Source organism: Nocardioides sp. LS1, from assembly GCF_003865225.1.
GTDB classification, from domain to species: Bacteria; Actinomycetota; Actinomycetes; order Propionibacteriales; family Nocardioidaceae; genus Nocardioides; species Nocardioides ginsengisegetis.
On record NZ_BIFF01000002.1, the window covers coordinates 358,117 to 380,934 of the forward strand.

The following is a 22,818-nucleotide window of genomic DNA, read 5'->3' on the forward strand; positions in this document are numbered from 1 at the left end:
TCCGGCGGGTTCCTACTCGGAGTCAGCAAAGACCCAGTAGTCACCGATCGGTTCGAGGGCGCCGGCGGTGAGGGCCACGACCTCCGTGTCCAGATCCGGAGGGTCCGGGCACAGGTCACCGCCGAAGCAGATCGTCTCGACGTTGCTGATGGCCACGAGCCACGCGTCGTCGGAGCTGGCGGCATCCTCGCCCCGCGCGTAGCGGAAGGCACCCCGCGACACGGCGAGCACCTCGTGCAGCTTCGGGTCACCCCGGACATTCGCAGCGGCCAGCAGCCGCGCAGCCAGGGCCTCATCGACGGGACCCCGGTCATCGTCCACCTGGATGATCACGCCCTGCTCCCGGGCGGCACGGATCTGGGCGTCCGACAGCTCAGGAAGCCCGTCGGCTCCGTCGTCGGTGATGCCGGCTGTCATCGCAGCCGCGACCAGGACACCGAGCACGGAGAGGGGCAGGAAGCGGTGCACCTAGACCCCCAGCACCAGCCCGCTCGTGGGCACGCCGGTGCCGGCGGTGACGAGCACGTGCTCGACGTCGGGGACCTGGTTGACGGCCGTGCCGCGGACCTGCCGGACGCCCTCGGCGATGCCGTTCATGCCGTGGATGTAGGCCTCGCCGAGCTGCCCGCCGTGGGTGTTGAGGGGTAGGCGGCCACCGATCTCGATGGCGCCGTCGGCGATGAAGCCGGGCGCCTCGCCGCGGCCGCAGAAGCCGAGCTCCTCCAGCTGCATGAGGACGTACGGCGTGAAGTGGTCGTAGAGCACCGCCGTCTGCACGTCGGCCGGGCCCATCCCGGACTGGCGCCACAGCTCGCGCCCGACCACGCCCATCTCGGGGATGCCGATGTCCTGGCGGTAGTACGACGTCATCACGAACTGGTCGGCACCACTCCCCTGCGCCGCGGCCGCGACGTACGCCGGCTTCTGCTTCAGGTCGCGGGCCCGCTCGGCCGAGACGACGACGAGCGCGACCGCGCCGTCGGACTCCTGGCAGCAGTCGAGCAGGTGCAGCGGCTCGACGATCATCCGCGAGGCCTGGTGGTCCTCGAGCGTGATCGGCCTGCCGTAGAAGAACGCGTCCGGGTTGGTGGCGGCATGCCGGCGGTCGGCGACCGCGACGCGACCGAAGTCCTCGGAGGTGGCGCCGTAGTCGTGCAGATACCGCTGCGCCTGCATCGCCACCGTCGCGGCCGGCGTACCGAGCCCCATCGGGTAGGTCCAGGCGTTGTCGAGGCCGTTGGTGTTGACCTGCTGGGCGGCCGCGACCGAGAACTGCCCGAAGCGCGACCCCGACCGCTCGTTGAAGCCGCGGTAGGCCACGACGACGTCTGCCACGCCCGTCGCCACCGCCATCGCGGCTTGCTGGACGGTCGCGCAGGCGGCACCGCCGCCGTAGTTGATCCGGCTGAAGAACCGCAGCTCACCGCAGCCCAGCTCGCGCGCCACGGCGATCTCCGAGGACGTGTCCATCGTGAACGTCGTGAAGCCGTCGACGTCGGCCGGCGTCAGCCCGCAGTCGGCCAGGGCGTGCCGCACGGCCTCGACGCTCAGCTGCAGCTCCGACCGGCCCGACTCCTTGGAGAACTCCGTCGCCCCGATCCCGACGATCGCGGCCTTGCGGTAGAGGCTCATGCGCGCACCCGGACCGTCCCCGTCACGTGGTCGCCCAGCGACACGGCACCGCGTACGTCGATCGTCGCGACGCCGTCCTCGACCGACGCGACCGTGCCGGTGAACGTCAACGTGTCGTAGGGGTGGGCCGGAGCCCCGAGCCTGATCGCGATGCCGAGCACGTCGACGTCGTGGCCGAGCCGGTCGGTGACGTAGCGCTCCACGAGGCCGTTGGAGGTGAGGATGTTGAGGAAGATGTCCTTGCTCCCGTGTCCCTGCGCGAGGTCGCGGTCGTGGTGCACGTCCTGGAAGTCGCGGGTCGCGATCGCGGTGCTCACCACCAGCGTCGGCGTGATCGGCAGCTCCCACGGGGACAGCACGTCTCCAACGTTCACGAGGTCCTCCAGACCGGCAGGGTCAGGTCGTCGTCGATGCGGCGGAAGTCGACCGACACCGGCATCCCGATCTTGATGTCGTCGGGCTCGAGCCCGACCAGCTCGCCGACCATCCGGACGCCCTCCTCGAGGTCGACCAGGGCGATCAGGATCGGCAGGTCGCGGCCGGGCACGGGCGGGTGGCGGTGGACGACGTACGAGAAGACCGTGCCGCGCCCGGACGCGACGACGTGGCCGCGGTCCAGCGCCCCGCAGTCCGGGCACGCCGGGCCGGGCGGGAAGCGGAGCGCGCCGCAGCCATTGCAGGACTGGATGCGCAGCTCCCCCGCCGCCGTGCCGTCCCAGAAGAACTCCGTGTCGCGGTTCTTCATCGGGCGCAGGACGAAGGTCTCGGCAGGCTCGACCACCGAGGACTGCTCGACCACCGAGGGCACCTTCGGGCGGTACTTCAGGACCCGGAACAACATTGTGGCGACGACCTCGCTGCCGACGTACCAGGTGCTGCGAGAGGTCACGAAGTACCCCTCGCCCATCGCGGTCTGCTTCGGCCCGACCACGGAGTCGAGCGCGGTGGTGACGCGCACCTGCTCGCCGACCCGCAGGTAGCGGACGTACTCCTGCTCGCAGTTGGTGCCGAGGACGGCGGTGTAGCCGGCGTCGGTGAGGACGTTCATCATCCCGTGCAGCGGGTCGTCGGCCGGAGGCCGGCCACCGAGGCCGTACATCGTCCACACCTGCGCCATCGAGGGCGGCGCCTCGCCGCGACCCGACCCGGCCGCGAAGCGCGGGTTGGTGTTGCCCATCGCCTCGAGCCAGTTGTTGATCGTCGGCTGGTTGACCGGGTCGCGGGCCTCGCGACCGGCGGTCTCCCCGAGCTCCTGGATGCGTGCGGCCTCGGCCATGATCAGGTCGTGGGTCATCGCGGCACCTTCGGCAGTCCCAGCCCGAACATCGCGATCAGCTCGCGCTGCACCTCGTTGACCCCGCCGCCGAACGTCAGCACGAGGTTCCGCTTGGCCTGCGCGTCGAGGTAGTCCATCAGCTGACCGGTCTCCTCGTCGCTCGGGTCGCCGTAGCGGTGCACGACGCCGGCCAGGTCGGCGGCGAGGTGCTGGACCTGCTCGGAGGCGAAGACCTTCGACGACGACGCGTCGCCGACCGAGATCTCGCCGACCTCGGCGGCCCGCGCGACCTCCCAGTTGAGCAGCTCGTTGACGCGGAACACCGCGGTCACCCGCCCCAACACCCGCGCGACGTCCGGCCGCTCCAGGACACCCGCCTTGGCCGCCCACTCGGCCACCCGGTCCCGCAGCCCCTCGAGCCGCCCGGCCGGGCCGAGCATGACCCGCTCGTGGTTGAGCTGGGTGGTGATCAGCTTCCAGCCCTGGTTCTCCTCGCCGACCAGCATGTCGGCGGGCACCCGGACGTCGTTGAAGTACGTCGCGTTGACGTGGTGCGACCCATCGGCGGTGATGATCGGCGTCCAGCTGTAGCCGGGGTCGGTGGTGTCCACGATCAGGATCGAGATGCCGCGGTGCTTGGGCGCGTCCGGGTCGGTCCGCACGGCCAGCCAGAGGTAGTCGGCCTGGTGGCCGCCGGTCGTCCAGAGCTTCTGCCCGTTGACGACGTAGTGGTCACCGTCGCGCCGCGCGCTCGTCCGCAGCGACGCGAGGTCGGTGCCGGCGTCGGGCTCGCTGTAGCCGATCGCGAAGTGCACGTCCCCCTTGAGGATCCGCGGCAGGAACATCTCCTTCTGCTTCGGCGTCCCGTAGCGGATCAAGGTCGGCCCGACGGTCTGCAGCGTGACGGCGGGGAGATGGACGTCGGCCCGCTGCGCCTCGTTGGCGAAGATCGTCTGCTCGACCTCGCCGAGCCCGTGCCCGCCGTACTCCGTCGGCCAGCCGATCCCCATCCAGCCGTCGGCACCCATCTGCCGGATCACCCGCTGGTAGGTCTCGCCGTGCCGGTCGCGGCCCATGTCGACGTGCTCGTCGTGCGAGGCGAGGCCGGTGAAGTAGTCGCGCAGCTCCGCCTTGAGCGCGCGCTGCTCGGGCGTCAGCTCGAGGTTCTTCGCCGCCGGGTCCTCGACGTGCACGTCCTCGACGGCGCCGCCGAGCGCGTGCGCGATGTCGGCCATCCAGGAGAAGTAGTGGTGCAGCGGGTAGGTCTCGTCGACGCCCATCCCGCCGTGCAGGTGGTGGCAGGTGCGCAGCGCCGCCGGACCCTCGGTGGCCGTCCAGTACGCCGCCACGGCGAGGTCGTCCGTCACGTCCAGGCTCGCGCCGATCCGCCACGCGGCGTTGGCGGCGGCCAGGTCGATCGTCCGCGAGGCGATGTAGACGTCGGCGACCTGCTGGGCCACGGCCTGGAACTCCGCCAGCTTGCGGCCGAACTGCTCACGGCCCTTGACGTACGACGCGGTCAGGTCGCGTGCGCCCACCACCACCCCCGCGGCGGTGAGGCACAGGCCGGCGATCGCGAGGTGGCGCAGCGTGGTCGCCGCGTCCCCCTCGAGCAGCTCGGCTGGCGCCCCGTCGAGCACGACGGTGTGCAGCGGCTGCCGGGCCGACGAGCCGCCGCTGGCCAGCAGGGTGACGCCGGGCCCCTGCGGGTCGACCAGTGCCACGTCGGTGCGTCCGTCCTCGTCGACGGCCGGCACGAGCAGCCGCTGAGCCCGGTCGGCGTACGTGACCGCGACCTTGCGTCCGGTCACCCGCCCACCGCTGACCCGGGCGGCCGGGCGCTCGGGGATGCCGGCGCCGGCCTCGCGGACCGCCGGCGTCAGCAGCACCGAGCCGTCGGCGACACCGGGCAACCAGGCGGCACGCTGGTCGGGGGTGCCGTGGGAGGCCAGGGTCAGCGCACCGCAGCAGAGCGTCTCCCAGACCGGCAGGTGCATCGCCCGGGCGCCGGTCTCGCGCAGCAGCACGGCGACCTCGGCCAGCCCCAGCCCCTCGCCGCCCTGCTCGGCGGGCACGGCCAGGGCCAGCAGCCCGGCGGAGGCGAGCGCGGACCAGTCGGCGGACCGGTCCAGGGCATCGGTGACGACGCTCCGGACGGCCTGGACGGACTCGGACGAGTCCACGGCGAATCCTGACGGTGCGGGGTGGCTCACGGGAGAAACTGTAACCTGTTCTACTCTTGTGCGCATGACCTGCTTCTCACCCCGCGCGCTGTTGCGCCGGCAGGTGTACATGCCCTGGGTCCAGGTCCCGCAGGGCCGGATGGTCGAGCTGCCCGGCCGGGGGTCGACGTACGTCACCGACACCCCGGGCCCGCGCCCCGACTCCCCCACCATCGTGCTGCTGCACGCAGTCGGCTGCACCGGTCTGCTGACGTGGTACCCCGCGATCCGGCCGCTCTCGGAGCGGTTCCGCGTCGTCACCCTCGACCAGCGCTGCCACGGTCGCGGCATCTCCTCCGACGCCTTCTCGCTCCACGACTGCGCCGACGACGTCGCCGCGCTCATCGAGGTCCTGGAGCTGCACCAGGTCGTCGTCGCGGGCTACTCCATGGGCTCGATCGTGGCCCAGCGCGTGTGGCGCCAGCACCCCGACCTGGTCGAGGGCCTGGTGCTCTGCGCGACCACCGACCGCTTCCGCTCCACCCCCTCCGAGCGCGCCTTCCACCAGGGCATGGAGCTGACCATGCTCGGCCTCCGCGGGTTCTCCCGGTCACGTACGGCGGCGCGCGCTGCCCGAGCGGCGACCAAGGCCCTCGTCGAGCCGAGCGACATCCACGAGTGGGCGATGGCAGAGTTCCGCAGCACCAGCCCGTGGGCGGTCGGTCAGGCCGTCGCCGCGCTGGGCCGGCACCACTCGCGCCCGTGGCTGCACCGCATCGACGTGCCGACCGCCGTCGTCGTCACGCTCCACGACAAGGTGCTGCCGCCGGGCAACCAGCTGGCCATCGCCCGACGGATCCCCGGCGCCACCGTCCACGAGATCGACGCCGGCCATGCCGCCTGCGTGCTGGAGGCGGAGAAGTTCGTGCCGGCGCTGGTCGAGGCGTGCACGACCGTCCACGCCCGTCGCCGCGACTTCCGGCGCCGCCGGGCCTGACGCCGTCGGTCAGGACGACCTCAGCCGCGCCCGGACCCGCATGATCGCGTCGACCGAGGCGTCGACGTCCTCCTGGGTGGTCGACCAGTTCGACACCGAGATCCGCATCAGCCGCCGCCCGCGCCAGGTGGTGCCGCCCATCCAGCAGGTGCCCTCGCGCTGCACGCCGGCGATCACGGCGTCGGTGGTCGCGTCGGACCCGAACGACACCAGCACCTGGTTGAGCACCACCTCGTTGACCACCTCGACCCCGCGTGCCGACAGGGAGTCGGCGAACCGCCGGGCCAGCGCGCACGGTCGCTCGACCAGCTCGGCCACCCCGTCGCGGCCCAGCTCGCGCAGCCCGGCCCAGGCCGCGAAGCCCCGCGCCCGCCGCGAGGACTCCAGGGTCAGGTCGGCTCCCCCGGGCTCGACCTCCCCCGACCCCGAGAGGTACGACGCGGTGTAGGACACCGCCGCCGCGTGCACCTGCGGGTGGGCACAGAAGGCGAAGCCGCTGTCGTAGGGCAGGTTCAGCCACTTGTGCCCGTCGCAGCCCCACGAGTCGGCTCGCTCCAGCCCCTGCACCAGGTGGGCCGTGGTGGGGCTGGCCGCCGCCCAGAGCCCGAAGGCCCCGTCGACGTGCACCCATGCGTCGTACTGCCGGGCGACGTCGCAGCCGGCGACGAGGTCGTCGCAGGCACCGGTGTTCACGTTGCCGGCCTGCAGGCACAGGATCGTCGGCCCGTCGTCGCGGGCGCCCATCACCCGCGCGAGGTCGGCCATGTCCATCGCGCCGTTGGCGTCGGGGGCGACCTCCTCGACGCAGTCGTCCCCGAGGCCCAACAGCCGCAGCGACCGATCGATCGTGGCGTGCCGCTCGGCGCTCGCGACCACCCGCACGGCCGGGCCGCCCAGCAGGCCGCGCCGCGCGACATCCCAGCCGGCCACGGCCAGCACGTGGTGGCGCGCCGCGGCCAGGCCGACGGTGTTGGCCTCCTGGGCCCCGGTGACGAAGCCCACCGACGACCACGCCGGGATCCCGAGCAGGTCCTTGAGCCAGCCCCCGGCGGCCCGCTCGGCCGCGATCGCGGCCGGCGAGAGCACCGCGTTGAAGGCGCACTGGTCCCACGCGCTCGTGAGCATGTCGGCGGCGGTGGCCGCGGGCAGGCTGCCGCCGATCACGAAGCCGAAGAAGCGCGGCCCCGCCGTCCCCACCAGCCCCGGCTCGGCGGCCCTGACCAGCGCATCGACGACCGCGACCGGGTTGCTCCCGGCGGCCGGCAGCGGGTCGCCGAAGGCCTTCTCGAGCCGCGCGGCGTCGCCGTCGGGGGCGACGCGGCGCTCGCGCAGGCCGGCGCGGAAGAGCGCAGCGTGCTGCGCTGCTCGCGCGAAGATGTCGGGGGCATCCTGCACACCGACGACGCTACGCCGCGTCCAGCCGGACCGGTCATCCCCGGTTTGGGGGTCGCTAGCGCAGCGGCTTCGCGGTCTGCTGGGCGATGACCGCGGCCTTGAGTGCCGCCAGCTCGGCCGGGAACCGCTGCACCAGGTCGTCCACGTCCGGCAGCGACTCGCGGCAGGCGATGATCCCGACATGCATGTGGCCGTGGTTGGACATCACGGTGATGTTCAGCCCGGCGCCGTGGAAGACCGGCCCCAAGGGGTAGAGCGCGAGGATCTGCGCCCCCATGAAGTAGAGCGGGATCGGCGGGCCGGGCACGTTGGAGATGACGAGGTTGTGCACGACCGGGTGCTTCTCGGCGAGCCGGAGGCCGGCGTACGCCCGGACGGCGAGGCCGAAGATCCGCGGCGCGGCGAACTCCGCCCAGTCCTGCAGCGCGTCGGCGCTGATGGCCTGGTGGTGGTCCTTGGCGTTGCGGTTGTTGCCGGACATCTCCTCGAGCCGCTCGAGCGGGTCCTCGACGTCGGTGCCGAGCTTGGCGAAGAGCGCGGAGACCTTGTTGGCGCCGCCCTCGCGCTTGGACTGCTCGCGCACCGAGACCGGCACCGTGGCCAGCAGGGAGGTGTCGGGCAGCTCGCCGCGGGCGTCGAGGTAGGAGCGCAGGGCGCCGCCGGCGACGGCGAGCACCACGTCGTTGACGGTGGTGCCGGTGGCGGACTTGATCTCGCGGATGTCGTCGAGGCTGATGTCGGCCACGGCGATCGCGCGGTGGCCGGTGATGGTGCCGTTGAACGACGTCCGCGGTGCGGTGAAGGGGGCCGCCATCGCGGTGCCGGTGCGAGCCCGGCCGACCGTCCTGGTGATCAGCTGCGCCGACGGCGTGAGCAGCTTGAGCGCGGTCATCGGGCGGTGGGCCACGTTGCTGACGACGGCGCGGCTGAGCAGCTCGCGACGCCCCGGCTCCCGGCCGTACTCCTGCTTGGGGCCGAGCGCGAGCGGCTCGGCGTCGGCCTCGAGGCTGCACAGGTGGGAGATCAGGTTGGCGCCGGAGACGCCGTCGACCGTCGCGTGGTGCATCTTGGAGAAGACCGCGACCTTGTCTCCCTCGTAGCCCTCGATCACCCACATCTCCCACAGCGGCCGCGAGCGGTCCAGCGGCTGCCCGGCGAGGTGGCCCGCGAGCGTGACGAGCTCCTTGTAGCCGCCCGGCTCCGGCAGCGCGAGGCGGTGCACGTGGCGCTCGATGTCGAACTCCCGGTCGCGCACCCAGATCGGGTGGTCCAGGCCCAGCGGCACCCGGCGGAGCTTGCGGGTGAACGCCGGCACGTCGCTGACCCGGCGGTCGATCTCGGCCTGCATCGACTCGAAGGAGTAGCCGTCGGGCATCGTCGAGGGGTCCAGGACGATCAGCCCGCACACGTGCATGAGCTGCGCGGGCGTCTCGAGGTAGAGGAAGCTCGCGTCGAGCCCGGAGAGGCGGTCCATGGGCCGCATCCTAACCGCTTGTGGAACGTGTTCTAGAATTCGGACATGTCCTTCCTGCGCCGACGCCTCGTGGCGGCTGCCCTGACTGCCAACGCGATCCGCCCGGTGCCGGGCTACCGGGCCGGCATCCCGTCCTTCTTCGCCGGCTGGATGACCGGCGAGCTGGCCCCGCACCTGCTCGCGGTCACCGCGGCCGACACCGCCGTCCACCTCGCGCGCGGCAAGCAGCGGAGCCGCACCGGCCTGGTCCTGGCCGGCGCCACCGCCGCCGGTCTGGGCTTCCTGATCGACCAGAGCCGCCGGGTGCGCACCACCGCCGAGGACGCGCTGGTCGAGGGCCTGGGCCTCGACTACGTCGAGCAGCTCGACGCGAAGCCCACGCCGGCCGAGCTCGCGACCCCGTGGCGCAAGCTGGTCAACCCGTTCCGCTTCAAGGACCTCGCGGTCCGCGTCGACAAGGACATCGCCTACGCCCCCGACCACGGCCGGCGCGGGCTGCTCGACATCTACCGCCCGGCCGAGGGCGACCTGACCGACGCACCCGTGCTCCTGCAGGTGCACGGCGGCGGCTGGACGATCGGCAAGAAGGACGAGCAGGCGATCCCGCTCATGAAGCACCTCGCGGCCAAGGGCTGGGTGGTCGTGGCGATCAACTACCGCCTCTCCCCCCGCGACGCGTTCCCGGCGCACATCGTCGACGTCAAGCGCGCGATCGCCTGGGTCAAGGACAACATCGCGTCCTACGGCGGCGACCCGTCGTACGTCGCCATCACCGGCGGCTCCGCCGGCGGGCACCTCTCGGCGCTCGCCGCCGTGACCGCCAACGACCCGGAGTGGCAGCCGGGCTTCGAGGACGCCGACACCAGCGTGCAGTGCGCGGTGCCGCACTACGGCGTCTACGACTTCGCCGGCTCGACCGGGCTGCGCAACGCCGAGCAGATGCGCGACCGGTTCCTCGCGCCGCGGATCCTGCAGAGGCGCTGGAGCGACGACCCGGAGGCGTTCGAGGCGGCCTCCCCGATCCTGCGGGTCACCCGCGACGCCCCCGACTTCTTCGTCATCCACGGCACCGTCGACTCGCTCGTCGACGTCGGCCAGGCGCGGCTGTTCGTCGAGCGGCTGCGTCAGGTCTCCAAGCGGACGGTCGTCTACGCCGAGCTGCCGGGCGCCCAGCACGCCTTCGACATCTTCCCCTCGATCCGCAGCGCCCACATGGTCCGCGCGATCGACCGCTACCTGCACTGGCACTGGAACATCTACCGCCGCGAGCAGGCGGGCTCCCCCGCTCCCGACTGATGCCCCCTCAGTGGTCGACGGCCACCCGCATCACCCCGCCGCTGAGCCCGGGGGCGGACGAGCCGACGGTCACGTACATCGCGCCATCGGGTCCCTGGGCGATGCCGCCGGGCAGCAGCAGCCGGCCGGCCCCGAAGTGCGTCTGGGTCGTGGGGTGCGCGAACGGAATCCGGACGACGTCCCCGGGCGGGGTCGCGTCGACCCCTCCGGCGAACATCTCGGCGGCCCAGAAGTTGCCCTGCCGGTCGAAGGTGCACCCGGTGATGGTCGTCAGCCCGGTCGCCCAGACCGTGGGCACCGTGGGGTAGTTGGCGTTCGGGTCCACCCGCCACACGCTGGAGAGGCCACCGGTGCCGGGAGGCACGAACAGGTTCGAGACGAAGTCGAGCGTGCCGACGTACAGGAAGCCGTCCGGGCCCTGCGCGATGCAGGTGGGCGTGGAGTCGCGGAACGCGCCGAAGTCCTCGTTCGGGGTGTAGGCCACCACGCGCGCCGTGCCGTCCCGCATGATCTCGCTGATCGTGTTGGCGCCGGCGTCGGCGACGAAGGTGCGGGTGCCGTGGCCCGCGCCTCGGGTGACGAGCACGCCGAAGGGGTTGGAGTCGGGGAAGTCGTCCGGGAACACGCTCGCGTGGTCGCCGGTCCACTGGTACATCTGCGAGCCGACGTCCGACGTGGACGTCGCGGCGCCGGTGGCCCCGTTGAGGCGGTAGAGGTGCCCGGCCTGCGGGTCGTTCACGCTCCCCCCGCTCACCGCGAGGATGCCCGGGGTCGACTCGCTCGCGATCATCAGCAGCTGGCACCCGTGGCGCTTGCCGTGGCCGTTCGTCATGCAGCCGCCGCCTAGCGAGCTGAGCCCCTCGGGTCCGAGCACGTCGGGGGGCGCGGACGGATCCTCCGACGCGTACAGGGAGTTGAAGCCGGTCGTCCACGCCGGCGTGGACGAACCCCGCTTGTACTTGCTCACCTTGCCGGTCGTGGTCATGCCGAAGGGGCCGGCGCCGGCGACGCCGGACTCCGAGACGTACATGGCGCCCCTGCCGTCGAACGTGATCCCGCGAGGCGCACCCAGCCCCGTGAGCACCGGGGTGATCGACACCGACGGATCGGCCTGCGCGGCCCCGGCATGCATCAGCCCGCTCGCTGCGAGCGTGGCGACAGCCACCATCGATGTCACTGCACGACTGCCCAGACGACGAAGGGTCATGACCTGTTCCTCTCCAAGGACGACAACCCATTCCAAGGACGACAACCCATCACTCTTGTCGCGGCACCCCTGCCGGTCATCCCCAACGTTGGGGTACGGGTGGGCCGGCGTCGAGCAAGGGCACCGGCCGAAACCCGGCCATTGTGCCGGTCCGACGAACCCGTCGAACGAGCACCGTGGAGGAACCAGCCACCCACCACACCCAGGAGCTCGTCATGGCCGCCTACATCCCCGTTGAGCAGGAGTCAGGCACGTTCACGCGGTCCGCACACCGGCACAACGGCTACTACGCGGGCGACTTCTCCGGACGACCGGTCCAGGTGACGACGTACCCCGTCGTGGACAGGTTTGCCGCCGCGAGGTCCCCGCAGGCAGGGCGATGAGCCAAGGAGGGGCATACTCGAGGTGATGACATCCTCACGCGCGAAACCCCGACATCTCGCCAGCAGTCCCTTCAAGCCTGACGTCGAGGCCCCGATCGAGCTCTTTGCGGTCGACGACCTCGTCTCCCACGACTCCTACGGGATGGGCAAGGTGGTCGGAGTCGAGCCCGGCGCCGTCACCGTCGACTTCGGCCGGCAGTCCGTCCGGGTCACGAGCCCCTACCGCAAGATGTCGAGGCTCTAGACCACTCGACACCTACCGCGGCAGCCCGAGGATCCGCTCGCCCGCGACGTTGCGCAGGATCTGCGTGGTGCCGCCCGCGATCGAGAGGCAGCGGGTGTTGAGCAGCTCCCACACGTCGGCCTGGACGTCGCGATCGCCGAGCGCGACCCGGTCGCCGTGCAGCTCGACGACGAGCTCGGCGGCGTCCTGGCGGTTGCGGACCCCGAGCAGCTTGGCGACCGACGACTCGGGGCCGGGCGACTGACCGGCCAGCGACCGCAGCGTGGACCGCACGCCGAGCAGCGAGCAGACCGTGGCGAGCGCGACGCAGCGGCCGACGGCGACCAGCTGCGAGGCGGTCGCGTCGTCGGAGACCAGCTCGACGGCCCGCTCGATGCTGGTGCCGAGCCGGCTCGTCGCCATCGCGACGCGCTCGTTGGCCAGCGTGGTGCGGGCCAGCCGCCAGCCGTCGTCGACCTTCCCGACCAGGCAGTCCTCCGGCACGAACACGTCGTCGAGGAAGACCTCGTTGAACAGCGAGTCGCCGGTGATCTCACGCAGGGGGCGTACGTCGATCCCCTCGCTGCGCATGTCGACGAGGAAGTAGCTGATCCCCCGGTGGGCCGGGGCGTCCGGGTTGGTCCTGGCCAGGCAGATGGCCCAGTCGGCCCGGTGGGCCAGCGACGTCCACACCTTCTGCCCGCTCAGCTTCCAGCCGCCGTCGACCTTGACCGCGCGCGTGCGCAACGAGGCGAGGTCGGACCCGGCCTCCGGCTCCGAGAACAGCTGGCACCACACCACCTCGCCACGCAGGGAGGCCGTGACGAACTTCCGCCGCTGCGTCTCGGTGCCGTGCTCGAGAATCGTCGGCACGGCCCAGCCGGCGATGACGAGGTCGGGGCGCGTGACCCCGGCGGCCGCGAGCTCCTCCTCGATGACGATCTGGGTGACCGCGTCCGCGCCGAGGCCCCACGGCTCGGGCCAGTGCGGCATGAGCAGCCTGGTGGCGACCAGGGCGTCGCGCTGGTCCTCCGGGGCCGCCGCGGCCACCGTGGCCACGGACTCGCGCACCCGGCCGCGGATGGCGGTGTCGCGCCCGTCGAGGTCGACCGCGACGGAGCGCCGCACCCCCGCGACGGCCCGGCCGGCCAGCCGTGCCGCCGCCTCGTCGGCGCCCCCGACCAGGCCGCGCAGCGAGAGCGCCCGGCGCAGGTAGAGGTGGGCGTCGTGCTCGAAGGTGAAGCCGGTGCCGCCCAGGACCTGGATGCAGGTCTTGGCCACCTCGACGGCGCCCTCCAGCGCGACCACGGCCGCGACGTCGACCGCAAAGGCCCACTGCTCGTCCTCGGCACCTGCCATCGCCTGCTGGCCCGCGGACGCCGCGTCCCAAGCGGCCGCGGTCACCGCTTCCACGGTCTCCAGCATCTCGGCGCACAGGTGCTTGACGGCCTGGAAGGACCCGATCCGGCGACCGAACTGCTCGCGCGTCTTCGCGTGCTCGACCGCGGTCGCCAGGCACCACCGGGCGATCCCGGACGCCTCGGCCGCGGCCAGGGTCACGGCGACCCGACGGACCAGATCGGTGCTCACCCCGGGCAGCGCGACGCCCTGGGTGAGATCGACGGCCACGGTGCCGAACCGGCGCGACAGGTCCGGGCCGCGGGTCGGCTCCACGGTCACGGACGTGCCCGGCACGACCACCCAGCCGTCCGGGCCCTCGATCAGCACGTGGGTCGCACCGGGCGCGTCCCACACGGGGCCGTCCGGGCCCGACAGGCCGATCGCCACGACGGCGCCCTCGGCGACCGCCTCACTCAGTCCGAAGTCGTTGCCGAGCACCGCCGCGGCGATCGACGTACCGAGGAGGGGGCCGGGGAGCATCTCGTGCGCGCAGGCCTCGAGCGCCACGGCGACGTCGAGCATCGTGCCGCCACCGCCGCCGACCCAGTCGGGCAACCCGATGGCGGGGACGCCCATGGCCACGGCGCCCTTCCAGACCTCGTCGAAGGTCGCGGCCGCGTCGTCCTCGACGGCGCGCACGGCGTCGACGCCGCGCATGCCGGCCGCCCACCGGCGCAGGCTCGCGGCCAGCTCGACGTGCTCGTCGGAGATACCGATCGACATGCGACCCCTCACGTGAGAACTAGAACGTGTTCCAATACTACTAGGCTCGGGGCGTGACCAACATGCCCGCCGACCTGCTCGAGCACGCCCGCGCCGCCAAGGGCTTCATGCCGGACGACGAGGGGCTCGCCCTGTTCCGGCATGCGTCGGCGAGCGTCGGGCTGGGTCCGGTGCTCGAGGTCGGCACCTACTGCGGCAAGTCCGCGATCTACCTCGGCGCGGCCGCGCGCGAGGCCGGCGGGCCCGACGCGGTCGTCTTCACCGTCGACCACCACCGCGGGTCGGAGGAGAACCAGGCCGGGTGGGAGCACCACGACGCGACCCTCGTCGACGACGAGCTCGGCGTCATGGACACGATGCCGGTCTTCCGCCGCACGATCGCCCTCGCCGGGCTCGAGGACCAGGTCGTCGCGGTGGTCGGGAGGAGCACGACCGTCAGTGCCCACTGGCGCACTCCCCTGTCGATGCTCTTCATCGACGGCGGGCATGCCGAGGTGCACGCCCAGAACGACTACACCGGCTGGGCGCCGTGGCTGATGTCCAGCGGGCTGCTCGTCATCCACGACGTGTTCCCGGACCCGGCGGACGGCGGGCGGCCGCCGTACGACGTCTACCTGCGCGCGCTGGCCAGCGGTGACTTCGAGGAGGTCGACGTCGTCGGCTCGCTCCGGGTGCTGCGCCGGACCGGAGGCGATGCCGGCAACCCGGTCAGCTGAGCAGGCCGGCCGACTCGCAGCCGCACTCGAGCGCGAGCTCGGTGAAGTGCGGCGCGAGCGAGGTGCCGCGCATGATCCCGGACCCCTCGGTCGCGTGGCCGTGGGTCTCCCCCAGCGCGTCGACAGCGAGGATCACCGCGGCCGCGGTGTAGGTCGTCCACTCCGGCGGCCAGTTGACGTCGGCCTGCTCGCCGACGTTGGTGGCGTCGCGGTAGACCCAGCCGGTCCAGTACTTGCCGCCCTCGGAGCGGAGGTGCTGCATCTCCGCCAGCAGCGTGAGCGCACGGCGCTGGTCACCCAGCGCGTCGAGCGCCATCACGAGCTCGCAGGTCTCGGCGCCGGTCACCCACGGGTTGGTGTCGACGCAGCGGATGCCGAGGCCGGGCACCACGAAGTCGTCCCACCGCGGGGCGAGCAGCTCGAGGCCGTCCAGGCCGTCGGGGCCGCGGACGGCGCCGCCGAGGACGGGGTAGTACCAGTCCATCGAGAACGTGGACTTGTCCATGAACAGGTCGCGGTGCTCGCGGATCGCGTGGCCGAGCCGGCCGCCGGCCAGCTCCCACTCGGGCTGCGGGTCGTCGAGCAGGTCGGCGAGCGCCACGCCCGCACGCAGCGACTGGTAGATGCTCGAGGAGCCGGCCAGCAGGGCACCCTCCTCGGCCGGGCCCGGTCGCCCGTCGACCCACTGCTGGGACCAGGCGATGCCGCCGAACGGCAGCTGCAGCGACACGACCCAGTCGAGGCCGGCGCGCACCGAGGGCCAGTAGCGCTGCAGGAAGGCGATGTCACGGCGTACGAGCCAGTGGTGCCACAGGCCGACCGCGAAGTACGACGACATGTTGACCTCGCCGCGCTCGTCCTCGACCTCGCCGGCCACGATCTTCATCGGCCACGAGCCGTCGGCCCGCTGGAGCGTCGGGACCCACGCGTAGGCGCGCTCGGCGGCCTCGACCTGGCCGCCGACGAGCATCGCCATGGCGGCCTCGACGTGGTTCCAGATGTCGGTGTGCTCACCGACGGTCCACGGGACGGCGCCGGACGGCTCCTGCATGGCCGCGATCGACGCGGCGGTCTCCGCGACCTGCTCGGCGCTGAGGATGCCGTCGACCCAGGGGACCTCAGGCATCGGGCTTCTTGAAGTAGAGGACCATGCTCTTGCCGATCACCGGGTCCAGCACCTTGCCGGCGACCTGGAGCGCCTTCGGCTGCTTCATGATCTCCCACACCAGGAGCTTGTGGTACGCCTTGGCGAGCGGGTGGTCGTCGTTCTTCACGCCGACCGCGCACTTGATCCACCAGTAGGGCGAGTGCAGGCCGTGGGCGTAGGACTTGCCCTCGAACTCCAGCCCGGCGTTGGCCAGCTTGCCGATCAGCTCCTTGTCGGAGTAGATCCGGATGTGGCCGCCGGGGGTGTTGTGGTAGTCGTCGGAGAGCTTCCAGTTGATGATCTCGGGGAACCACCGCGGCACCGACACCGCGATCGTGCCGCCCGGGCGCAGCACCCGGACGAGCTCCTCGATCGCCTGGATGTCGGCGGGGATGTGCTCGAGCACCTCGGCAGCGACGATCCGGTCGAACTCCTCGTCGGCGAAGGGAAGCGCGAGGGCGTCACCCTCCTTGACGTCGGCCTCGGCACCCTCGGGCACCTCGCCGGCCTCCTTCATCGCGACGAAGAGGTCGCGCACGCCGGACAGCTCGTCGGCGTCCTGGTCGAACGCGATCACGTCACCGCCGCGGCGGTACATCTCGAACGCGTGGCGCCCGGCGCCACAGCCCATGTCGAGGACACGGTCGCCCGGGCGCAGCCCCAGGCGGTCGAAGTCAACGGTCAGCACGGGTCTTCTCCTCGTTGGATTCGGCGTTGTAGTCGGCGATCACCTCGTCGTACGCCGCCGCGACGGTGGCGGCGACGGCGCGCCAGCTGAACATCTCCTGCACCCGGCGGCGGCCGGCCGCGCCCATGGCGGCCCGGCGCTCGGGGTCGTCGAGCAGGGCGGCGATGGCGGCCTCGAGCTCGAACACGTCGCCCGGTGTGACCAGGTCGGCGCACTCGCCGTCGGGGCCGACGACCTCGGGGATCGCGCCGGCGCGCGAGACGACCAGCGGGGTCTCGCAGGCCATCAGCTCGGCGGTCGGGAGCGAGAAGCCCTCGTAGAGCGACGGCACGCAGGCCACCTCGGCCGAGCCCATCAGGTCGACGAGGTCGGCGTCGCTGATGCCGTGCACGAAGCGGACCGAGTCGGCGATCGAGAGCTTGTCGATGAGCTTCTCGGTGCGGCCGCCGGGGGTCGGCTTGGTGACGAGCAGCAGCTCGATGTCGCGCTCGGTGCGGAGCTTGGCGAAGGCCTCCAGCAGCGTGGCGATGCCCTTCATCGGGGCGTCGGCACTGGCCATCGCGAGGATCCGGCCCGGCACGCGTGGCACGGTCGGGGGGACGAACCCGTCGTCGACGCCGAGCAGGATCACCTGCATCCGGGCGGGGTCGACGCCGAAGTCCTTCGCGATGTCGCGCTTGGAGGCCTCCGACGGCGTCATGATCTTGCGGGCCCTGCGGGCGACCTTGCCCTGCATGCGCAGGAAGCCGTACCAGCGGCGTACGGACAGCTTCTTGCGCCACGGCGCCGCCTGGAGGTCGATCCGGCGGTCGAAGGTGATCGGGTGGTGCAGCGTCGTGATGAGCGGCAGCCCCATCTTCTCGATGTCGAGCATGCCGTAGCCGAGGACCTGGTTGTCGTGGACGATGTCGAAGTCGTCGATCCGGTCCTTGAGCAGCCGTGCGACGCGGGTGCTGAACGTCTTGGGCTCGGGGAAGCCGGCCGTGCACATGGTGAGGAACTCCTCCACGTCCACGAGGTCGCGGAACTCGCGCAGCTTCGGGACCCGGAAGGGGTCGGGCTCGCGGTAGAGGTCGAGGCTGGGCACCTTGGTGAGCGTCACGCCCGGGTCGAGCTCGGGGTAGGGCTGTCCGGAGAAGACCTCGACGGTGTGCCCGAGGTTGACCAGCTCACGGCTGAGGTGACGGACGTAGATGCCCTGTCCGCCGCAGTGCGGCTTGCTCCGGTAGGACAGGAGAGCGATACGCAATCGTCTCGACCTTTCTGTGGACACGCCCGGGTCGGACGAAGTGAAACGTGTTCCTATTATGGCCCACCGCTTGCTAGCCTAGTTCTCTTGGTCAACGGGCAGACATCCGCCCGGAGGCATGGGGATCACCCACCACATGGGGACACAGGGAGACAACGTGAGCACCGCCAACTCGCTGACGGCCGAGGACCTCGGGTCCGCCGCCCAGCGCGACCGCCGCAAGCGCATCCTGGACGCGACCATCAGCCTGGCCTCCCAGGGCGGCTTCGACGCCGTCCAGATGCGGGCCGTGGCCGAGCAGGCCGACGTCGCGCTCGGCACGCTCTACCGCTACTTCCCCTCCAAGATCCACCTGCTCGTCTCCGCGCTCGGCCGCGAGTTCGAGCGCGCCGACGCCTCCTTCAAGGACAAGACGATCCCCGGCGACACCGCCGCCGAGCGGGTCATCTTCGTCATGCGCAAGACCACCCGCGGCCTGCAGGGTGACCAGCACCTCACCGAGGCCCTGACCCGGGCGTTCATGTTCGCCGACGCCTCGGTCCAGGCCGAGATCCACACCGTCGGCATGCTGCTCACCTCGATGCTGACGCGGGCCATGGACCCCGACCGCACCGAGGTCACCGACGACGACATCGCGATCGCCCGCGTCATCGGCGATGTCTGGCTCTCCGCCCTCGTCGGGTGGGTCACCGGCCGCACCTCCGCCGCCGAGACCGCCCAGCACATGGAGGTGGCCGTCCGCCTCCTCCTCCGCGACTGAGCGCTGCCGCGCTCAGCCCCCGAACGCGTGCGTCGCGGTCACCCCACCGTCGATCGCGATCTCGGCGCCGTTGACGTAGGTGCTCTCGTCGCTGGCGAGGTAGACGTAGAGCGGCGCGATGTCGACGGGGAGGCCGACGCGGCGGAGCGGGATCTTCGAGGCGCCGTACTCCATCGCGGCGTCGCCGCCGTGCACCCGCGTCATGGGGGTGTCGATCATGCCGGGGTGCACGGAGTTGACCCGGATGCCCTTGGGGCCGAGCTCCATCGCGGCCACCTTGGTCATGCCGCGGATCGCGAACTTCGTCGCGGAGTACGCCGCGCACGCGGCCATGCCGCCGAGTCCCTCGATCGAGGAGGCGTTGATGATCGAGCCGCCGCCGTTCTTGCGCATCGTGCGGGCCACCGACTTCATCCCGAGGAAGCAGCCGAGCTGGTTGACCCGGAAGACGAGCTCGAACTCCTCGACCTCCATCCGCTCGATCTCGCCGAAGCGCAGGATGCCGGCGTTGTTGACCAGCACGTTGACCGGGCCGAACTTCTCCTCGACCTGTCCCACGAGCGCGATCCACGACGACTCGTCGCTCACGTCGTGGTCGGCGAAGAAGGCCGCGTCACCGAGCTCGTCGGCGAGCGCCTGGCCGGCCTCCTTGGCGATGTCCGCGATGGCGACCTTCGCGCCCTCGGCCACGAAGACGCGGCAGATCTCCGCGCCCTGCCCCTGCGAACCGCCGGTGACGATGGCGATCTTGTTGTCCAGACGACCCATGGGGTTCCCCTTCAGATGGTGAGCTGCATGATCGAGTCGGCCGCGAAGCCGCGGGAGGGGTCGCGCCCCTCGAACCAGCCGCCGAGCTGCTTGTCGAGGTCGGCCAGGCTCCACGTCGAGCCGGGCTTGTCGAAGCGCTGCTCCACGACGGGGGCGGCGACGACCGCGACCATCCCGCCGTAGACCACGAAGACCTGGCCGGTGATGTGGTCGGCGGCGGGCGAGGCGAGGTAGGCGACGAGCGGCGCCACGTGGTCGGGCGAGTAGGGGTCGACGTCGAGGCCGGACTCGTCCTCGCCGAAGACCTGCGCGGTCATCGCGGTGCGGGCGCGGGGGCAGATCGCGTTGGCGCGTACGCCGGCGGACCCGACGGCCCGGGCGGTCGAGACCGTCAGCGCCGCGATGCCGGCCTTGGCCGCGGCGTAGTTGGCCTGGCCGGGCGGACCGCTCAGGAACGCCTCCGACGCGGTGTTGACCACGCGGCCGTAAACGGGCTCCCCGGTCTCCTTGAACCGCGCACGCCAGTGGGCGGCGGCGTTGCGGGACAGCAGGAAGTGGCCGCGCAGGTGGACCCGGATGACGAGGTCCCACTCCTCGTCGGTCATGTTGAAGAGCATCTTGTCGCGGGTGATGCCCGCGTTGTTGACGACGACGTCGAGCCCGCCGAGGTCGAGCGCGGTCGCGACGAGCGCGTCCGCCGTGGCCCGCTCCCCCACGTCCCCGGTGACGACGGTGGCCGAGCCGCCGCGGGAGCGGATCTCCTCGGCGGCCTCGTCGGCGGCGCCGGGCAGGTCACCCAGCACGACGCGCGCACCGGCGTCGGCCAGCGCGAGCGCCTCGGCCCGGCCGAGCCCGGCGCCGGCACCGGTCACGACGGCCACCTTGCCGTCCAGGGAGAGCAGGTCGGCCATCAGTCCTCCAGCGAGATCGCGGCCCGCGGGCACGCGGCGACGGCGCGACGAACGGCCTCGACGTTCGCGTCGGTCGTCTCCTCCGTCTTGAGCTGGAGGAAGTCGTCGTCGTCGAGCTCGAAGACCTCCGGCGCCAGCCCCTCGCAGAGGCCGTTGGACTCGCAGAGGTCGAAGTCGACCTTGATCTTCATGGGTGCTCCTTCTCTCCGGGGATCTCTCACGCCATCTTGCGGTGGTCCCACGTCGCCACGTGGTCCGGACGGATCACCACCGCGACGCGCTTGGTGGCCTGCTTCTCGACCATGGACCGGCCCAGCTCGCCGAGGTCGTCGAGGGTCGTCGCGCCGACCATGCGGACCGCGACGGCGGAGCCGATCTCGAAGATCGAGTCGTGGTCGCGCAGGATCTCGGCCTTGCCGGTGATCGAGACCCCGCGGAGCTCGAAGTAGTCGGTGCCGTCCTCGACCAGGGCGCTGACGCGGGGGTCGCGCTCGAGGTTGCGGATCTTCTGGCTGGCGGCGTAGGTCCAGAACGCGATGCAGCCGTCGCGAACGACGTAGAACAGCGTCGAGAGGTGCGGCGCACCGTCCCGGCCGATGCTGGCCACCTGCACCTTGAGGTTGTCCTGGAGCAGGTCGGCGACCTCCTGGTCGTCCATCCGCACGCCGTCGCGTCCCGACATGTCAGGTCCCTTCGCTGGAGTGGCCCGGGAAGACGTGGGCGCTGGGGTCGATGGCGACGGCCGCGTTGTTGACGGCGGTGGCGGCCTCCCCGAAGCCGACGGCGATGAGCCGCACCTTGCCGGGGTACTCCGTGATGTCGCCCGCCGCGAAGACCCGCTCCAGGCTGGTCCGCATCGACGGCCCGACGACGACGTGCCGCTTCTCGACCTCGATCCCCCACTGCTGGAGCGGTCCGAGGTCGGCGATGAAGCCGAGCGCGGCCACCACGGCCTGGGCGGGGTACGTCGTGGTCTCGTCGCCGACGGTGATGTCCACCGACTCCAGGACACCGTTGCCGCGCAGCGCGGTGACCTCGGCCTTCGTCACGATCTGCACCGACGAGCTCGTCACCTGGTCGACCGTGCGCTGGTGCGCCCGGAACGCGTCGCGGCGGTGCACCAGCGTCACCGACTTCGCGACCGGCTCGAGGTGCAGCGCCCAGTCGAACGCGGAGTCGCCGCCGCCGACGATCACGACGTCCTTGCCGGCGTACGGCGCGAAGCTGGGCACGAAGAACTCCATGCCGCGCCCCAGCCAGCCGTCGCCCGCGGGCAACGGCCGGGGGCTGAACTTGCCGATGCCGGCGGTGATCAGCACGGCCTTGGCGGTGATCTCGGTGCCGTCGTCCAGGCCCACGACCACGGTGTCGCCGTGGTGGGTGAGCGTGGTGGCGGTCCGGTCGAGGAAGTACTCCGGCGAGGCCGTCGCCGCCTGGCTCACGAGCCCCTCGACGAGGTCGCGGCCCTTGACGGTCGGGAAGCCCGCGACGTCGAGGATCTGCTTCTCGGGGTACATCGCGGTGATCTGGCCGCCCAGCTCGGGCAGTGAGTCGACGACCGCGACGCGGAACCCGCGGAAGCCGGCGTAGTAGGCGGCGAAGAGCCCCGTGGGGCCGGCGCCGATGATCAGGAGGTCGGTGTCAGGCACGCTGGCGATCCTTCCCCATGAACACGCCTCCACCATAGTGGAACGTGTTCTAGTTTTCTACTGCGTCTCGATGTTGTCCACGAGCCAGCCGTGCTCGGTGTGCACCACGGTCACCAGCGCGCGGTAGGGGGTGAACGCCGTCTTGGTGCCCGGCTTGGTGACGTACTGGTTGAGGAAGAGCAGCGCCTGCACCTGCTCGGAGGACGCCCGGACCACGCCCGCGGCCACGACCTTGACCTGCAGCTCGGTCTTGGCCGCCACGAAGTCGCCCTTGATCTGCCCGACGGTCTGCGTGTACTCCTTCGCGAACCCGTCGGTCATCTCGCTGGTGGCCTGCGCGACCTGCTCGTCGTAGTTCTTGTACGACGTGGACAGGATGTCCTCGGCGTCCTGCGACGCGGCCTCGACGGCAGCCCGGTAGGCGATCTCGCCGGTGATGACCGGGTGCGCCGCCGAGACGGTGGGCTCGCTGCGGCCCCAGAGGTACCACGACTCCCCCAGCACCACGGCGGCCAGCAGCACGATCGCCACGACCAGCGCCACGGTGGTGCGGAAGCCGCCGAGGAGGCCGGGCGTCGTCGACGGCGGAGCGGGAGCCGCGGTCGGCGCCGGGGTCGGGGTCGGGGTCGGCGCCGGCGCCGGCGCGGGAACGCGCGCGTCGGGCGGCACGGGCACCCCGGAGGCCACCTTGCGCGGCCGGGCGGTGGGGTTGCGGGACCCGACGACGGGACGCTTGCGGGGGTCGTTGGTGGACGTCATGG

24 protein-coding genes are annotated in these 22,818 nt (G+C 71.8%); 6 read left to right on the forward strand and 18 right to left on the reverse strand.

Going from position 1 to position 22,818, the window contains the following annotated elements; translation table 11 throughout:
* Positions 1 to 12: 12 nt before the first annotated feature.
* From EJF31_RS06525 to EJF31_RS06545, 5 genes are read right to left on the reverse strand one after another with little or no spacing between them, the layout of a single operon-like run.
* A complete protein-coding gene (locus EJF31_RS06525; protein ID WP_125036304.1) occupies positions 13 to 468 on the reverse strand; it encodes a hypothetical protein in 456 nt (151 codons plus the stop codon).
* Complete coding sequence (locus EJF31_RS06530) at positions 469 to 1,632, reverse strand: lipid-transfer protein (protein ID WP_125036305.1); 1,164 nt, start codon at positions 1,630 to 1,632, stop codon at positions 469 to 471.
* A complete protein-coding gene (locus EJF31_RS06535; protein ID WP_148099310.1) occupies positions 1,629 to 2,006 on the reverse strand; it encodes a MaoC/PaaZ C-terminal domain-containing protein in 378 nt (125 codons plus the stop codon). Before EJF31_RS06535 ends, EJF31_RS06530 begins: the two co-directional genes overlap by 4 nt.
* Complete coding sequence (locus EJF31_RS06540; protein ID WP_125036306.1) at positions 2,003 to 2,926, reverse strand: bifunctional MaoC family dehydratase N-terminal/OB-fold nucleic acid binding domain-containing protein; 924 nt, start codon at positions 2,924 to 2,926, stop codon at positions 2,003 to 2,005. Before EJF31_RS06540 ends, EJF31_RS06535 begins: the two co-directional genes overlap by 4 nt.
* Positions 2,923 to 5,091 carry an acyl-CoA dehydrogenase gene (locus tag EJF31_RS06545; protein ID WP_260430670.1) on the reverse strand — a complete coding sequence of 723 codons (2,169 nt, stop codon included), beginning with the start codon at positions 5,089 to 5,091 and terminating at the stop codon, positions 2,923 to 2,925. The genes EJF31_RS06540 and EJF31_RS06545 overlap by 4 nt, the downstream gene beginning before the upstream one ends.
* 64 nt (positions 5,092 to 5,155) lie before the next feature.
* On the opposite strand from EJF31_RS06545, the gene EJF31_RS06550 reads away from it, so the two are divergent.
* The gene (locus EJF31_RS06550) at positions 5,156 to 6,067 is read left to right on the forward strand and encodes an alpha/beta fold hydrolase (RefSeq protein WP_125036308.1); all 912 of its coding nucleotides are present in this window, start codon (positions 5,156 to 5,158) and stop codon (positions 6,065 to 6,067) included.
* 9 nt (positions 6,068 to 6,076) lie between these two features.
* Here EJF31_RS06550 and EJF31_RS06555 read toward each other — a convergent pair whose 3' ends face one another.
* Entirely contained in the window at positions 6,077 to 7,462 is a 1,386-nt protein-coding gene (locus tag EJF31_RS06555) for a pyridoxal-dependent decarboxylase (RefSeq protein ID WP_185736281.1), read from the reverse strand.
* A gap of 55 nt (positions 7,463 to 7,517) precedes the next feature.
* Positions 7,518 to 8,936, reverse strand: coding sequence for a wax ester/triacylglycerol synthase family O-acyltransferase (locus EJF31_RS06560; RefSeq protein ID WP_125036310.1), 1,419 nt, complete (start codon positions 8,934 to 8,936; stop codon positions 7,518 to 7,520).
* 45 nt (positions 8,937 to 8,981) lie between these two features.
* Here EJF31_RS06560 and EJF31_RS06565 point away from each other — a divergent pair, with 45 nt between their 5' ends.
* Positions 8,982 to 10,232 (forward strand): alpha/beta hydrolase, encoded by a 1,251-nt coding sequence (locus tag EJF31_RS06565; RefSeq protein WP_125036311.1) that lies wholly within the window; start codon positions 8,982 to 8,984, stop codon positions 10,230 to 10,232.
* A gap of 7 nt (positions 10,233 to 10,239) precedes the next feature.
* On the opposite strand, the gene EJF31_RS06570 is transcribed toward EJF31_RS06565, so the two are convergent.
* The gene (locus EJF31_RS06570) at positions 10,240 to 11,400 is read right to left on the reverse strand and encodes a ScyD/ScyE family protein (RefSeq protein ID WP_185736161.1); all 1,161 of its coding nucleotides are present in this window, start codon (positions 11,398 to 11,400) and stop codon (positions 10,240 to 10,242) included.
* A gap of 215 nt (positions 11,401 to 11,615) precedes the next feature.
* Here EJF31_RS06570 and EJF31_RS06575 point away from each other — a divergent pair, with 215 nt between their 5' ends.
* Both EJF31_RS06575 and EJF31_RS06580 read left to right on the forward strand, forming a co-directional pair.
* Positions 11,616 to 11,822: a hypothetical protein gene (locus tag EJF31_RS06575; RefSeq protein ID WP_125036313.1), complete on the forward strand. Its 207-nt coding sequence runs from the start codon at positions 11,616 to 11,618 to the stop codon at positions 11,820 to 11,822.
* Positions 11,823 to 11,847: 25 nt separating this feature from the next.
* Positions 11,848 to 12,066 carry a hypothetical protein gene (locus EJF31_RS06580; RefSeq protein ID WP_125036314.1) on the forward strand — a complete coding sequence of 73 codons (219 nt, stop codon included), beginning with the start codon at positions 11,848 to 11,850 and terminating at the stop codon, positions 12,064 to 12,066.
* 12 nt (positions 12,067 to 12,078) lie between these two features.
* On the opposite strand, the gene EJF31_RS06585 is transcribed toward EJF31_RS06580, so the two are convergent.
* Positions 12,079 to 14,169, reverse strand: a complete 2,091-nt coding sequence (locus EJF31_RS06585; RefSeq protein WP_125036315.1) for an acyl-CoA dehydrogenase — start codon at positions 14,167 to 14,169, stop codon at positions 12,079 to 12,081.
* A gap of 62 nt (positions 14,170 to 14,231) precedes the next feature.
* On the opposite strand from EJF31_RS06585, the gene EJF31_RS06590 reads away from it, so the two are divergent.
* Complete coding sequence (locus tag EJF31_RS06590; RefSeq protein WP_125037660.1) at positions 14,232 to 14,885, forward strand: class I SAM-dependent methyltransferase; 654 nt, start codon at positions 14,232 to 14,234, stop codon at positions 14,883 to 14,885.
* On the opposite strand, the gene EJF31_RS06595 is transcribed toward EJF31_RS06590, so the two are convergent.
* Genes EJF31_RS06595 through EJF31_RS06605 form a run of 3 tightly spaced genes read right to left on the reverse strand, consistent with a single transcriptional unit; the run spans position 14,878 to position 17,969 of the window.
* On the reverse strand, positions 14,878 to 16,011 hold the full coding sequence (locus EJF31_RS06595; RefSeq protein WP_125036316.1) for a prenyltransferase: 1,134 nt from the start codon (positions 16,009 to 16,011) through the stop codon (positions 14,878 to 14,880). The genes EJF31_RS06590 and EJF31_RS06595 overlap by 8 nt on opposite strands.
* Positions 16,004 to 16,720 (reverse strand): class I SAM-dependent methyltransferase, encoded by a 717-nt coding sequence (locus tag EJF31_RS06600; RefSeq protein WP_125036317.1) that lies wholly within the window; start codon positions 16,718 to 16,720, stop codon positions 16,004 to 16,006. Before EJF31_RS06600 ends, EJF31_RS06595 begins: the two co-directional genes overlap by 8 nt.
* A complete protein-coding gene (locus EJF31_RS06605) occupies positions 16,707 to 17,969 on the reverse strand; it encodes a glycosyltransferase family 4 protein (protein ID WP_125036318.1) in 1,263 nt (420 codons plus the stop codon). Before EJF31_RS06605 ends, EJF31_RS06600 begins: the two co-directional genes overlap by 14 nt.
* Positions 17,970 to 18,126: 157 nt before the next feature.
* On the opposite strand from EJF31_RS06605, the gene EJF31_RS06610 reads away from it, so the two are divergent.
* Positions 18,127 to 18,729: a TetR family transcriptional regulator gene (locus EJF31_RS06610; RefSeq protein ID WP_260430671.1), complete on the forward strand. Its 603-nt coding sequence runs from the start codon at positions 18,127 to 18,129 to the stop codon at positions 18,727 to 18,729.
* Positions 18,730 to 18,741: 12 nt separating this feature from the next.
* Here EJF31_RS06610 and EJF31_RS06615 read toward each other — a convergent pair whose 3' ends face one another.
* From EJF31_RS06615 to EJF31_RS21775, 6 genes are read right to left on the reverse strand one after another with little or no spacing between them, the layout of a single operon-like run.
* Positions 18,742 to 19,497 carry a glucose 1-dehydrogenase gene (locus EJF31_RS06615; protein ID WP_125036320.1) on the reverse strand — a complete coding sequence of 252 codons (756 nt, stop codon included), beginning with the start codon at positions 19,495 to 19,497 and terminating at the stop codon, positions 18,742 to 18,744.
* Positions 19,498 to 19,508: 11 nt separating this feature from the next.
* On the reverse strand, positions 19,509 to 20,408 hold the full coding sequence (locus EJF31_RS06620; RefSeq protein WP_125036321.1) for a 3-oxoacyl-ACP reductase: 900 nt from the start codon (positions 20,406 to 20,408) through the stop codon (positions 19,509 to 19,511).
* The gene (locus EJF31_RS06625; protein WP_125036322.1) at positions 20,408 to 20,599 is read right to left on the reverse strand and encodes a ferredoxin; all 192 of its coding nucleotides are present in this window, start codon (positions 20,597 to 20,599) and stop codon (positions 20,408 to 20,410) included. The genes EJF31_RS06620 and EJF31_RS06625 overlap by 1 nt, the downstream gene beginning before the upstream one ends.
* A 26-nt stretch (positions 20,600 to 20,625) precedes the next feature.
* Positions 20,626 to 21,090, reverse strand: a complete 465-nt coding sequence (locus EJF31_RS06630) for a pyridoxamine 5'-phosphate oxidase family protein (protein ID WP_125036323.1) — start codon at positions 21,088 to 21,090, stop codon at positions 20,626 to 20,628.
* 1 nt (position 21,091) lies between these two features.
* Complete coding sequence (locus tag EJF31_RS06635; protein WP_260430672.1) at positions 21,092 to 22,057, reverse strand: NAD(P)/FAD-dependent oxidoreductase; 966 nt, start codon at positions 22,055 to 22,057, stop codon at positions 21,092 to 21,094.
* 57 nt (positions 22,058 to 22,114) lie between these two features.
* Positions 22,115 to 22,816, reverse strand: coding sequence for a hypothetical protein (locus tag EJF31_RS21775; protein ID WP_185736162.1), 702 nt, complete (start codon positions 22,814 to 22,816; stop codon positions 22,115 to 22,117).
* Positions 22,817 to 22,818: the final 2 nt, after the last annotated feature.